The organism is Pedobacter sp. Bi27 (assembly GCF_918698255.1).
In the GTDB taxonomy this organism is placed as follows: Bacteria; Bacteroidota; Bacteroidia; order Sphingobacteriales; family Sphingobacteriaceae; genus Pedobacter.
Genome location: NZ_CAKKMW010000001.1, coordinates 140,313 through 153,876 on the forward strand (window position 1 = coordinate 140,313; position 13,564 = coordinate 153,876).

The 13,564-nt window shown below is 41.4% G+C and carries 9 protein-coding genes; 4 read left to right on the forward strand and 5 right to left on the reverse strand.

Features of this window, described 5'->3' with window-relative positions; all coding sequences use genetic code 11:
• Positions 1 to 12 precede the first annotated feature (12 nt).
• Complete coding sequence (locus LQ227_RS00450; RefSeq protein ID WP_230147750.1) at positions 13 to 1,458, forward strand: right-handed parallel beta-helix repeat-containing protein; 1,446 nt, start codon at positions 13 to 15, stop codon at positions 1,456 to 1,458.
• A complete protein-coding gene (locus LQ227_RS00455; RefSeq protein ID WP_230144208.1) occupies positions 1,428 to 1,970 on the forward strand; it encodes a LacI family DNA-binding transcriptional regulator in 543 nt (180 codons plus the stop codon). The genes LQ227_RS00450 and LQ227_RS00455 overlap by 31 nt, the downstream gene beginning before the upstream one ends.
• On the opposite strand, the gene LQ227_RS00460 is transcribed toward LQ227_RS00455, so the two are convergent.
• Complete coding sequence (locus LQ227_RS00460; protein ID WP_230147751.1) at positions 1,912 to 4,059, reverse strand: alpha-N-acetylglucosaminidase; 2,148 nt, start codon at positions 4,057 to 4,059, stop codon at positions 1,912 to 1,914. The two genes, LQ227_RS00455 and LQ227_RS00460, sit on opposite strands and share 59 nt — an antisense overlap.
• Before the next feature lie 206 nt (positions 4,060 to 4,265).
• Between LQ227_RS00460 and LQ227_RS00465 the strand changes: the two genes are divergently transcribed.
• Complete coding sequence (locus LQ227_RS00465; RefSeq protein WP_230144206.1) at positions 4,266 to 6,608, forward strand: beta-galactosidase; 2,343 nt, start codon at positions 4,266 to 4,268, stop codon at positions 6,606 to 6,608.
• Positions 6,609 to 6,833: 225 nt separating this feature from the next.
• On the forward strand, positions 6,834 to 7,712 hold the full coding sequence (locus tag LQ227_RS00470) for an AraC family transcriptional regulator (protein WP_230144205.1): 879 nt from the start codon (positions 6,834 to 6,836) through the stop codon (positions 7,710 to 7,712).
• Between the two features lie 178 nt (positions 7,713 to 7,890).
• On the opposite strand, the gene LQ227_RS00475 is transcribed toward LQ227_RS00470, so the two are convergent.
• The 4 genes from LQ227_RS00475 to LQ227_RS00490 form a co-directional block, all read right to left on the reverse strand.
• A complete protein-coding gene (locus LQ227_RS00475; RefSeq protein WP_230147752.1) occupies positions 7,891 to 9,018 on the reverse strand; it encodes a glycoside hydrolase family 105 protein in 1,128 nt (375 codons plus the stop codon).
• Between the two features lie 132 nt (positions 9,019 to 9,150).
• Positions 9,151 to 10,683, reverse strand: coding sequence for a DUF4955 domain-containing protein (locus LQ227_RS00480; RefSeq protein WP_230147753.1), 1,533 nt, complete (start codon positions 10,681 to 10,683; stop codon positions 9,151 to 9,153).
• A 4-nt stretch (positions 10,684 to 10,687) separates the two neighbouring features.
• Positions 10,688 to 12,130, reverse strand: coding sequence for an alpha-L-fucosidase (locus LQ227_RS00485; RefSeq protein WP_230144202.1), 1,443 nt, complete (start codon positions 12,128 to 12,130; stop codon positions 10,688 to 10,690).
• A gap of 76 nt (positions 12,131 to 12,206) precedes the next feature.
• A complete protein-coding gene (locus tag LQ227_RS00490; RefSeq protein ID WP_230147754.1) occupies positions 12,207 to 13,547 on the reverse strand; it encodes a polysaccharide lyase 6 family protein in 1,341 nt (446 codons plus the stop codon).
• Positions 13,548 to 13,564: the final 17 nt, after the last annotated feature.

Below are 13,564 nucleotides of genomic sequence, written 5' to 3' on the forward strand. Positions count from 1 at the left end.
CAAAATAAGCATATGAAATTTTATTGTTTCCTGGGCCTGTTTTTATTAGCACAGACGCTGGTCTGTGCTAATAAAACGTTTGCTGCTGCACTGCAAACCAAAAAGAAGCCCCATAAATATTATGTATCGGTTAATGGCTCAGATAGCAATATCGGGACGATTAACGCACCCTTCCAAACCATTAATGTGGCATTAAATCAAGCCGCGCCCGGCGATCAGGTAGTAGTAAGGGCTGGTACTTACCATCAGCAAGTGAAATTTCCCAGATCAGGCACGCCAGGCAAAACCATCAGCCTTCAAAGTTATCCAAAAGAAAAACCGGTTATCGATGGCAGCAAAATTGCGGTTACCGGATGGCAGGCTTTGGTTACGATCAATAATGTGAGTTGGGTAATTATCGATGGTTTTGACATTTGTAACCTACATAGTTCCTTGGTCAACACAGATCCTCAAGGCATTGCGATTTACGGCAGTGGCCAGCACATCACCATTAAAAATTGCAGCATTTATAACATCAAAAACAATACTACACTTGCCCAGGGCAGAAGCGGACATGCCATACTCGCCATCGGAAACGGCACCATCCCCATGTCAAACCTATCTATTACCGGTTGTACCGTTCACGATACCCAAACCGGAACAAGTGAAAATGTAACCCTTGCCGGAAATATAGAGGGCTTCACGTTCAGCAACAATAAAGTATATGATACAGAAAACATTGGCGTTATTGTAGCCGGCGGCGATGGCCTTAACCCTCGCGGGGCTGTTGCGACAAACTATGCCCGCAACGGAATCATCAGCAATAATATTTTTCACCATAACACCATGACCAAAACGCCTGAAACTTGGGGAGCCGACCGATATGGCGCAATCTCTATTTATGTGTGTGGCGGGGCCAATACCCTGATCGAAAACAATATTGTTTATGAAAGCGACAGAGGAATCGGTCTGGTTAGTGAAAGCAATATTTACCCCACAAGAACCACAACAGTTAGGAACAACCTGGTTTATAATTGTTATCGCACCGGTATTTACCTGGGCGATTATTTAAATTATACCATCTCCGGAACTAAAAACTGCTTCATATTGAACAATACGCTGTTTCAGAACAACCGCGTGTTGGGGGCATTCGGAGAAATAGAGGGCGAAATCAGGCTGACTGAACACTGTGATAGCAACGTGATCAAATACAACCTTGTTTATGCCGGCCCTCAGGATCTCCTTGTTCACAAATACACCTCAACGGGAAGTCATAACCTCATTGACCATAATAGCTATTTTAGCACCACACAGCCGCAATGGATCTGGAACAGCACCAATGGCAATCCAATCAGTGATTTCCAGACCTGGAAAAAATCCAGCGGTCAGGATACGCATTCAACCTTAAAAATCGTCAACTCAAAGTTTTACGCTAACCGCCTAAAGAAATGGAAAAGATCCCTACCATCAAAGATATAGCCAGACGCCTGAAGATTAATCCTTCAACGGTATCGAGAGCGCTTAAAGGCCACCCAAGTATTGGCCTTGTTACTACAATGAGGGTAAATAAAATTGCGGAAGAGCTAAATTATCACCCCAATCAAAATGCAATATTCCTGAAACAGGGAAAAACCTTTACCGTAGGCGTTGTGCTTCCGGATATTGCAGATCCTTTTTACTGTTCCATACTGAGCAAAATGGAACGTTATTCGCACAAAAAAAATTACAATGTTATTTTTGGTCAGTCATTTAAGAACCCTGATCAGGAAAGGCAAATCCTGGAAAACATGACAAACCTGCGGGTAGATGGTATTCTGATTGCACTCTGCAAGCCTAAAGTGCCCTCAAAACAGCTCGATCAGTTAAAAAGATACAATATTCCTGTTGTGATTTTAGACAGCAGGAATATTGTTAGTGATCAACCTCATCAGTTTATTGAGCGGCTGTTTTCGATCTTAGAATTTCAGCAACTACCTGATATAAAGGCTTAGTTACATCATCCTTTTTGATTTCCAAATTTCGCTCTACCCATGCACGCTCCCACCAAAAAAAGTCGGGAGCCTGCATGTTTTTACCCTGAAGCTGGTTTTGTAAATATTTGAGGTACATTTCCCACCTCACCAGGTAATAATCCTTCATTAATCCTCCCCATTCCTTATACGCATAATCACGCAGGTTATCTTCGGCCGTATTATTCTCTCCCCAATAAGTAATCAGCATCATCGCATTGTGGATATTCAGCTTTTTCTCTTCGCTTGTTTTCCCCAGGTTTAATGCCTGAGTTTTGTAAGTATTTAACTGATAATATGGGTGGGCAGATAAAAGGTCGTCAGTTAAACGGATCATATCCAGAAACTGAGCAGAAACTTTAGTAAACTGTTCGGTATTTTTCTCATTGTAAGCCTTTGCCATGTCTTGAAAAACCTGTTCTCCATCATTGGCCAATACCTGCCTTAAGATATTGATCAGATCGATCTGGTAAGTGTTGGAATGTTTAAATTCTGGTGCAGCTTTTGCGAATTGCAGGGCTGCCTCCTTAAATTTCACCAGGTCGTAGGTTCGTACCCTGGTACCCCAGCGGGAAACCGCTTTTGCATCAAGCGTTGGCCGCACGCAGAATATAGATTCACTTGCACCTTCCTGGTAACCCGGAATACTTTGGTAAATGGTTTCGAGAAAACCCTGCCAGGCTTGATCAATGTGAGGATTTGATTTTCCATAACGATATTTGGTATAACCGCTCAACCAGTTTTTAACCTCAACATGTTCATTTCGCCAACCCAGCTCCAACATCAGATCATATACAGGAGGGTTGTTATTCAGCCCTTCAGGCATAATCCCTACCCCTTTTAATACTTCATTGTAAGGGCCTTTTCTGATCCTGTCTACCTCGTCTGCAAAGCGTTGCAGCTTTCCGTACAAACCTGGTCTTTCCCCAAAATTGTTCACTACACTCCAGATAAATGGTGTAGAATCGTAACCTTTTCTCTTCTCCCAATTATTGGTGAATTCGCCAAACAGCTCCTGTACCAGCACATGCGGCTTATCTAACCCATCAAGCATTTGCTGCTTCGGATTATCCTGCCAGCCTTGGAGCACCCAGATCGATCCTGGGAAACTCTTCTGCATTTCCTGTTGAATGGATCTGCCTGCCACCTTTAAATCTATGCCCGCAGTAATTCCACCTTCGTGGAAAGGATCTCCTGCAAAAAAACGGATGTCTTTTCCGTATGTTTTCTGAACTTCCTTGTAATATATTCCTGCTATCCTGGAGAAGTCAGGGCTGTTAGGAACCAAAATATCCGGCCGTTTAAATGCACCCCAGGTTTTTTGGTCGATGATCTGTGCTTTACTTTTATCTTTCAAAGAGCCCGGAACCATCCCATAAAAACCTTGTAATACCGGTGCTATTCCCAGTTCTTTCATTCTAGCCATCATTTTCTGCTGCAGCGCCTTACGGCCATCTATCTCACTTTGAGGCATTGGGCCTCCCCAACCCTGAATGTTTCCCATAAGCCACCACGCGGTATATGCAGGTCCCACTAAAAAATCATTAATCTCCTGGTCAGTATATCCAATTTGTTTCAGCGTTTTTTGCCATACTGCTTCCATACCGTTTACGGTAAGCATCAGGTTAACACCATTTAAAGCCATCCAATCGAGCTCATGTTCCCAGTCTTTCCAATCATAAAAGCTCATGGTATAATTATAGGTACAATAGTTTAAGGCATAACGGTATTTTGCAGGGGCCTCAACGCGTACACTTTTCTTTACCTGGGGTATTGGGTATACTGCCGAAAGGTTATCGCCCATGTGCGACATGGAGCGGTTACAGTAGTATTTTAAATACCAGTTCAATCCAACTGCTGCAGCATTGGGACCAGATGCACTGATGACTAGTTTATTGCCAGTACTGTTTAACTCAAACACGTCCTTCTGATCGATTTTTAACTGCTTAAAAACCACCCGGTCTGCTAACCATGGTGTTCTTCGCTTGACCAACTCCTGAACAGACCTGAACGGCTGGGCCAAAAGATTTAACGGTATTAAAAACAAAAGTAAGCAGGTAAATTTTCGCATAAAATTATTCGGTTTTTTATTTCAAAAAGACCGAAACTAATTAAAATAAATGGTAAAAAGCTGTGCGGAATATGGGCTGAACGGGCCTAAAAATTACACAATCGATTGTTTTATATACCGCAATCGAATGCGTAATTTTTACTTATTTTATTTATTCTTTTTTTGATTAGCATTGTGCTAAATGTTTGTTTAAACATCACCCAATCATGAAAAAGCAGCTAGTCGGTTTATTTTTTTTTATACTATCCGCATTCTATTTCCAATCGGTTTTAGCCCAACAGGAAACATCGGCACCTTTTAAAATCAGTACAGCATCTTTTATCCTTAATGGTAAGCCTTATGTGATCCGTTGTGGCGAACTGCATTTTGCCAGGATCCCGAAAGCTTACTGGAGGCAGCGTTTAAAAATGGTGAAGGCCGTTGGCTTGAATACCGTTTGTGCTTATTTGTTCTGGAACTTCCACGAAACTACACCAGGCAAATTCAATTGGGAGGGTCAGGCAGATGCAGCAGAATTCTGTAAAATAGCACAGCAGGAAGGATTATATGTAATTTTACGCCCTGGCCCTTACTCTTGTGCCGAATGGGAGTTTGGTGGTTTTCCGTGGTGGCTGTTGCAAAAGAAAGACATTAAACTGCGTACACAGGATCCCTACTACCTGGAGCGCAGCCGTTTATACCTGCAAGAAGTTGGACGGGTATTAAGCCCCTTGCAAATTACCCACGGTGGCCCTATCCTGATGGTACAGGTAGAGAACGAATATGGCAGTTACGGAAACGATAAAGATTACCTATTAACACTTAGGGATTACCTGAAGGAAGCTAAATTCGACGTTCCGTTTTTCACCTGCGACGGGGTGGTTCAGCTAAAGAACGATGTGCAGAAAGATCTTTTCGCTGTGGTAAACTTCGGAAGCAACCCTGAAGCGGGTTTTAAAGCTTTGCGCGAGGTTCAGCCTGAAGGACCTTTAATGTGTGGCGAATATTACCCCGGATGGTTCGATTCATGGGGCAATGCGCACCATACCGGTTCGGCAGACCGCATGGTGAAAGAACTGGAATATATGCTCCAACAGCAGGCTTCATTCAGCATCTATATGATCCATGGCGGAACTTCGTTCGGCTTATGGGCAGGAGCCAACTGCCAACCATATGCACCAGAAACTTCCAGTTACGATTACGACGCACCCATTAGTGAAAACGGATCGGCTAATGCTAAATTCTATGCATTGCGGGATATGCTTAAAAAGTATCTGCAACCAGGAGAAGTTTTGCCAGAAGTACCTCCCGCAATACCGGTACAGCAGATTGCACCATTTAACTTAACAGGGGTTGCCCCTATCTTTGCACAACTGGGCAAACCTAAATTGGCCGACACGACCTTAAATATGGAAGATCTGGGCCAGGGATATGGAATGGTGGCTTACGAAACCACCCTGCCAGCCGGAGCGAAAAGCACGCTCGACCTTGGCGAAGTTCATGATTATGCGGAAGTATACCTGGATCAGAAACTGATTGGCGTATTGAACAGAATGAAAAATGAGCACAGTATCGATCTACCCGCATTTGCAAAGAACAGCAGGCTTCGGATACTGGTAGAAGCCATGGGCCGCGTAAATTTCGGCGAATATATGCACGACCGTAAAGGTTTACTGGGCGAAGTTTATCGGACCACTCATACATCAAAAGTTCAGTTAAAGGGGTGGAAACATTATTCCATTCCCTTAGGTGAGGGAAATCCTCCATTTAAATATCAACCAATCGGCACAGCAGGAAAACTAAACGAACCGGCTTTTTATAAGGGCAGTTTTACGGCTAAAAACAAAAATGATTTTTACCTGGATATGCGCTGGTTCAAAAAAGGTGTGATATGGATTAATGGCCATTGCCTGGGCCGCTACTGGAATATCGGGCCTACTCAAACCATGTATGTTCCGGGGGTATGGCTAAATTCAGGAAAGAACGAGGTGGTGGTGCTCGATCTTCATCGCCCCGTTGCAGCACGCCTGCAGGGATTAGAAAAACCGATTCTTGATAGCCTTACTGAGGTGAAAGCCATCAGCAGCAATCACCGCAAAGCCGGGCAGCAATTTGGAAACAACTCTGACCAATTGATTTATAGTGGAACAATGCAAAATTCCGCTTCATGGCAAACCTTTAATTTTCCTTTAAAAAACGGTAGATATATTGCCCTTGAGGCATTAAACAACTTTGCCGACGATGCTTATACAGCACTCGCGGAGTTGGAAGTTTTAGACGGAAATGGCCAGCAAATTCCAAGGAACTTATGGAAAGTGGTATATGTAGACAGTGAGGAACTAAAAAGCCAGGATGGTAAATCAGAAAATGTATTCGATCTTCAATATACCAGTATCTGGCATAGCCAATGGAAAGATAACAGTCCAAAACATCCACATCAGGTTGTAATTGATTTGGGTGCACAAACGGCCATTACCGGCATTAAGGTATTGCCACGGCAGGATATGGAAACAGGCAGGATTAAGGATTTCAGGCTATATTTAAGTGGCAAAATATTTAATGGACTTTAGTTACAATTACTATTCTTTTTGCAATTAGCCCTTATCAACATAGCCTAAAAAATTGTAACCGGAATACCTCAAGTGGTTAATTAATGCCATGATAATAGCTCGTGTAAAAATAATATCGCATAACAGGGAAATATTACCCAATCACTCAACAATATTGGCACAAGCATTAAACGACATCTAATTTTGTAGTATATTTAAGAGACTAACCAAAACATAAAATCAGATATGAAACCGCAATTACTAAAAGTTTCAACAGCGCCTACACAATCTTTTAGTGTAAGAAGAGACCTGATTCCGCACATGAACAACAAATGGCACTATCATCCGGAAATTGAGCTCATCCACCTCAAAAAAGGCGTTGGAACGCAATTTATCGGCGACAACATTAAAAGTTTTAGATCAGGAGATATTGTACTGGTGGGACCTCATCTGGCTCATTACTGGAGATTTGACGATAGTTATTTCAAAGACCAGTCGAAAGCACGTGCAGACGTGCGCGTGGCACATTTCAGCGAGAACTTTTGGGGAGATCAATTCCTTAACCTACCTGAAAACAAAGCGATTAAATCATTGCTCGAAAGCAGCAGAAGGGGCCTGCAGGTGAACGGCAAAATTAAGACAAAAGTAGCAGACCTATTGGAAAAAATGCTGGCATCAGAAGGATCGGCCCGTATCATACTACTGATGGAAGCGCTCAACCTGATCGCCAACTGCAACCATACGGTTAAACTTTCATCTATCGGCTTTAAGCAGGATTACGACGAGACGGCAAACATCAAGATCAATGCGATATACAATTTCACGCTTGAAAATTTCAGGAGAAAAATACACCTGGAAGAAATTGCAAATGTAGCTGTAATCAGTCCAAATTCATTCTGCAGGTACTTTAAATCTAAAACCGGCAAAACATACTCACGGTTTCTCACCGAAATAAAGGTTGGCCATGCCTGCAGACTATTAATCGAGAACAAACTCAACATTAAACAGTTGTGCTATGAAAGTGGGTTTAACAACATGGCCAGTTTTCATAAATATTTCAAAATCACTACAGGAAAAAGTCCGTTAAGTTATCAGCGTGAATTCATTTCTCAACACACCAATTAACTAACTTTCCATTATCACGATCTACAGATCTCATGTATTTTCTTCGGGTAAAGGAAGCTACCCCATCCCGAAGAAAATTTATGTATTTATCAATAATAACTCATTCAGCAAGCGCCTGCATAAGCGACGGTATATTGAATTCAAAAAATAAATTCTTGCAACGTAGGGTCAAAAACTACTAATCTATCAAAGCTGCTGCAGTCCACAAAATAGGCGCCTGCCCGTGCATATCGCCTACTATCCTTTTACGGTCGAGGTAGTATTGTTTATCGTTTTTCTTATTGGTGCCTTCACACACATCCTTCACATCACCATTTTCGTCTAGGCAAGATACAAGGCCCAGCCAGGCTTTTCTTGCGGCCGGTGCATATTTCTCTTTGTTTAGCCAACCTTTTTTCACGCCCACCACCATGGCATAAGCAAACATTCCGGTTGATGAACTCTCCTCCCACGATGAAGGCTCATCTATCAATTGCCTCCACATACCCGATGGCGCCTGGTAGGCCAATAAAGCGCTCATCATGGCTTGATAGCCTTTTATAATGCGCGGGCGATCGGGATTGTTTGCCGGCAGGGAGCTTAATATTTCGGCCATGCCCGCTGCCATCCATCCATTGCCCCGCGCCCAAAAGAAAGGAACATCCGGTGCATGATAGAATAAGCCATTTGGTTTCTGAAGTGAATCCAGGTACAATACCATTTCCTTAGCCGCTCTGTTGATATATTTTTCATCCTTCGTAGCCCGGTAAGCCTGGGCCTGTAGTGCCGTAATCATAAACATATCATCTATCCACATCCGCGTGTGCCAGGTATAACCATTTTTAAAAGCTGCTAGTTGGACCGGACTAACTTTTACGCCAGAATCTGGCATAGCCCATTGTTTATCGGCAATGCTTTGCCCCATTTCCTTATATTTTTTATCGCCTGTTTGTATAAAAAGCTGAAGTGGTATGGATCCAAAAACCGCATAATCTACATTGGTTACCGGTGGGATCATGCCAGCTTCTTCCTTGAACATCGGTTCAAACCTTTTGATCAGGTCATTTTTCAATCTACGGTCGGCTGATGCTTTAGCAAATTTTAAAGCACCATACCAGGCACAGCTTTCTGCATAGGTGATTACCCTAGGTGGAGTTGATTTGTTAAAATTGGTGTGCGGAGTGGCTACAAATCTGGCAGCCACTTTTGTGCCTATTTCTTCTGATGAAACGCCTTTAGGCCATTTTTTTAAATCAGCAGATTGAGAAAAACCTATAAAAGGAAAGCCAATTAGCAAGCCTAAGATTACGGTAATATTTTTTTTCATGATGTATATATTTCAAATCAGTTAAAGCCAGAAACAGCCTCCAATGGTTTAATTTTTCAAAATTAACTATCCGGTAGCAACCCTTGCTTTAGCTATTTTTTCTTACAGCTCATTATAAATAACTTAAACCCGTTATTCGGCAATATTCTTACCTGTTAATCGCAATTGAAGTTGCGCTTCGAACAAAGATCGTGGCAATACTTCATGTCCTTGGGATTCATTGATTCCCACATTTTCAAAAGTAACTTTCCCATTAGATTGGAAGCCCGCTAAAAAAGGTAGCGCAATCGAATAATTCCGTCTTCTAACCAAATCCCAAAAATTATAATGTTGCTCTTTCGCAGACTGATGCCTAAAATTCCATAACACCAAATATTTAGCATGATGTGGATGACCAGGCTCAGGGCCTCCCAGGTTGTAAAAAACCCCACCCTGAATATCATCATACAAAGTTGCAAAAGGTTGTCCAGAATGGATATCGATATTTTGGTCTGTACCCAAAGTACATTGTGTAATTACTGTATTTACAGCACTATAACCTGTTCCTGCACCATGATGCTGCGCATCATTGAAATTGCAATTTTTGATTAAAACGCCGTAACCGGTACGGGCATGAACAGAAGCGTGACCTTTCTTACCTGTGGAATTTACGTTCAGTATACTAACCTGATAGCCTGAACGGATGAATAAGCCTTCATTCCAATCCTGGAACTCGCAATTCCGCACCCAGCTATTTTTAACATACTCCATACCTACCGCTTCATAGGCATAATCGTGTATCGCATTTTTGTGGTGAACAAACGCTTCAGGGTAAGTTTTCCAGTTACTGGTAAATCTGATATCTTCTATACCGCATTCCTCAATCGAATTATAATTTAACAGTTCAAAAGGAGCACTCTTTACTAAAATAAGGTCAAAATGGATCGGATTTTTAAATTTCACCCTGTTACCCTCAATTTTTTCGATAGTATGAATCTCATTGATCAACATTCCACCATCTTTGCCAAATAACCTTGTCCATTGTGGTTTTAGTTCCAGTGGTGAGAAGTACAATTTTGTGAATTCTTCACTCCTGTGCTTTAAAACAACATCCATTCCTATTTTTAGCGAGGCCGTATTTTCCACTTCTACCCAGAAACTTTCGCGTTCTGCATTTTTGGTAATTGCTGTTAATCTATTTTGAGCATTCGCAGCAGGTTTAAACAAAATTTGCCTGCCATTAATTCTCATTTTATCCTGATAAATTTCTGTCCCCCCTAATCCGCTGCCACTTCCTTTTAAAATAATATTGCTTTTAGAAATTCGAATCTGCTTGGTACTATCATTATCTTTTGCCAATAAAAATTTACCGGCCGGGAAGAAAACCACGCCACCATCCGCATTTTTTTCAGCGGCGTCTATCGTTTTTTGAATAGCATCATCATCATATAGATTATCATTGGGTTTAGCACCAAAATCGAGTACATTAAATACCTGTTTACCAGAAAGGGATGGGATTTCTTTTTCAGAAAAATGATAGCCGGCATACGAAAAATCGGGTAAAATTGGTGTTTTGCCTTGTGCTTTGGCAGTTATAAAATCTTGCCAAAGTGGTGTTACTTTTTGCGCTTTTGCAGGCGTAAAATAGGCAACAGATAAAATTAAACAGCTTAAAATCCTCATCATATCATTAATCTATTGATCCGGTTTTCATTTTCTCTTTACCTAATTCGCCAAACCAGGTTTGCATATTGCCTTTCACCTCAACCTTAATTACACTTGCTACTTCATTTGGAGCCGATATTGGAAGTTTAAAGATCATTTCATCGGCTGCTTTTGTCCAGCTTACTTCATTTTTGCTGTTTAACAACTGCGCAGAAACCACCCCATTTTTTAGACCTTTCACGACCAATTCTCCATTTTTTGGCCAATCAAAAACAGAAAAATATAAGGTAGTATTTCCATTTTTAAGGTCTTTTCGGGTTATCCTGCCCCAGGTTTGATCCGGAATAGGGCTTGCCTGAGTTGCGTATATGGCTTCGCTGTATGTTTTCATCCAGCCACCTAAATCTTTTAGCCGCTCTACACTTGCTTCCGGAAAAGAGCCATCGGGTTTTGGACCAACGTTTAATAAATAATTACCACCTTTTGATGCAATATCAACCAAATTACGAATTAAAGTAGTTGACGATTTCCAGTTGGTATCGGAGTTTCTAAAGCCCCAGGTTCCGTTCATCGTCATACAGGTTTCCCAATCTTTGCCATCAAGTTCGCTTAAATTAGGGATTTTCTGTTCAGGTGTTTTAGTATCACCAGGAAAGTTGGGCCGCTTTAACCTGTCGTTTGTGATGATGTTGGGTTGCAATTTTAATTGTTCCTGTAACTTTAAAGCAGCCTCGTCTGTCATGTTGGTTGGGGTATCCCACCATAATACGGCAACATCTCCGTAGTTACTCATCAACTCTTTTACCTGGGGCACGGCAACCCTGTCAATATATTGTGCAAAAGTCGATGTTTCCTGTGCCGGATCCCAATGCCCTTTATGTTCCTGGGTATAACTGTTTATTTTAGTGCTATCAGGATTTGGCCAACCCTCGGCCATCAATTTTCTGGCTACCGAGCCTCCTGCATTGCCCCAATCCTGTGCCTGAGAATAATAAAAACCCAATTTGATGCCATACTTTTTACAGGCCGCAGCCAATGGTTTTAATAAATCCTTTTTATAAGGCGTGGCATCAACAATATCCCAATCGCTTGCTTTCGAATCAAATAAAGCAAAACCATCATGGTGTTTAGCCGTAATGATCAGGTACTTCATTCCGGCATTTTTGGCCATTTTAACCCATTGGTCAGCATCGAATTTTACTGGATTAAATTGTTTCGCTATTGCTTTATATTCGGCAACAGGTACTTTCATCCTGTTCATAATCCATTCGGCACCACCACGGGCTTGCTGGTGTCCATTATATTCTCCTGCCAACTGGGCATATACGCCAAAATGGATGAACATTCCAAAACGGGCCTCCCGCCACCATTCCATTTTTTTTTTATCTTTTGATAATGCTTGCTGAGCTTTGGCAATAGGAGCAGAAAACGCAAATATCAAAAGCAAGAAGCTGATTTTCTTTATCATACTGTTTTATTAAGAAATGAAATTATAAAGCTTTGTTTTTAAAATGCAATAACCAAACTATCGTTATTAATTTGGTTTATTTTACCACCATTGCTTGCACCGGTTTAAACCAGTTTGGGCCAATATTCTTTGTTTTTAAGATGGAAAGTTGGCTACTATTTAGATTTGCTCCTGCTTTCTTACTTTTTACGCTCCAGATACCTCCTTGTTTTTCAAATTCCGCATCTACCACATTAAAACCTTTTTCAAGATCTTGTGGGGCTGATTTTGCATCCAGCATATTTCCACTAAAAGTTACATCAGCTGCTTTATCTACCCAACTTACCGGCTTGATATCTGCTTTTACCAGATTATCGGTAATGACTACTTTTTGTGGAGCTAATATTCGATCGGCATTTTTTCCAGCGCCTATTGAAAAAGCCTCTTTACAATCTACAATGGTATTAGCTGTAATCTCCGCATTTTTTACCTGCCAATGGCTTACCAAAATTGGATTAGGAAGGCCATCCATTACAGAAATGGCAGCTCTTAAGCCGGTACCAGTTAATCCTTGCAAATAATTATGGTGTACTTTATGGTTTTCACCAATGACACGGATCCCCCCAGTATTTGCAATTTTATTCCCGATAAAAATATTTCCAAATACTTCATTGTAATTGCCATGGCGCAAGGTTAGCGTACCCACGCTTTCAAAAAACAGGTTATTGGAAATTGTGTTTCTGCAAGATTTTACAGAAACAATCTCTGTTTCACCGTTACAATGGGCAAAAATGTTTGCATCAACCTTTGTAAATGAATCATGAAACGACCAGGTGCTGGTACCAATTCGAATGGTTTCTCCACCATTTCCACCAATATCCGGCCGAGGGCCAAAATAATTATGGTCAATCTGGTGGTAATTTGGTTTATCAGACAACCACACCACAAGCGTTGGACCCTGATTAGTTTTACCTTCAAAAAAACAATGATCTACCCTGTTATGCTCGCCGTACAATGAAGCAAATGTATATTCAGTGGCCTTATCAGGCGGATTGTAACCAATAATGGAAGAATTTGTTAAACGGCAATTAGCAGACTTTTCTGAAAAAACAATCACATCTTCACCTTTTGTAAAACCATTTTTGAAAGATAAACCATCGGTGATTAGCCAGGTTCCATCAATTTTTAGTGATGATGCACCCGTAAAAAATACTTGACCACCCTGCTCTGCGATTAGCTTAATAGGATTTTGCTGTGTGCCATTACCTCTAAAAACCATTTGCTGATTTGTCCATTCGCCATTTTTAACGATTACCTTATCACCTGGTAACAGCTTTAAAGCAGCCAACTCAGCCGCTGTGCTTATTTTGTAATCTTTCGCAGATCCGTAGATCGAGCATCCGATGAGGATAGCCGTTAGGCAAAAATTGAGTTTCATATTGTAGGTTATTTGGT

Bases quoted from the DNA above. Each gene is read 5' to 3' on its own strand.
- LQ227_RS00450 (WP_230147750.1), top strand. From the start codon at position 13: ATGAAATTTTATTGTTTCCTGGGCCTGTTTTTATTAGCACAGACGCTG.
- LQ227_RS00485 (WP_230144202.1), bottom strand. From the start codon at position 12,130: ATGATAAAGAAAATCAGCTTCTTGCTTTTGATATTTGCGTTTTCTGCT.
- LQ227_RS00460 (WP_230147751.1), bottom strand. From the start codon at position 4,059: ATGCGAAAATTTACCTGCTTACTTTTGTTTTTAATACCGTTAAATCTT.
- LQ227_RS00490 (WP_230147754.1), bottom strand. From the start codon at position 13,547: ATGAAACTCAATTTTTGCCTAACGGCTATCCTCATCGGATGCTCGATC.
- LQ227_RS00455 (WP_230144208.1), top strand. From the start codon at position 1,428: ATGGAAAAGATCCCTACCATCAAAGATATAGCCAGACGCCTGAAGATT.
- LQ227_RS00475 (WP_230147752.1), bottom strand. From the start codon at position 9,018: ATGAAAAAAAATATTACCGTAATCTTAGGCTTGCTAATTGGCTTTCCT.
- LQ227_RS00465 (WP_230144206.1), top strand. From the start codon at position 4,266: ATGAAAAAGCAGCTAGTCGGTTTATTTTTTTTTATACTATCCGCATTC.
- LQ227_RS00470 (WP_230144205.1), top strand. From the start codon at position 6,834: ATGAAACCGCAATTACTAAAAGTTTCAACAGCGCCTACACAATCTTTT.
- LQ227_RS00480 (WP_230147753.1), bottom strand. From the start codon at position 10,683: ATGATGAGGATTTTAAGCTGTTTAATTTTATCTGTTGCCTATTTTACG.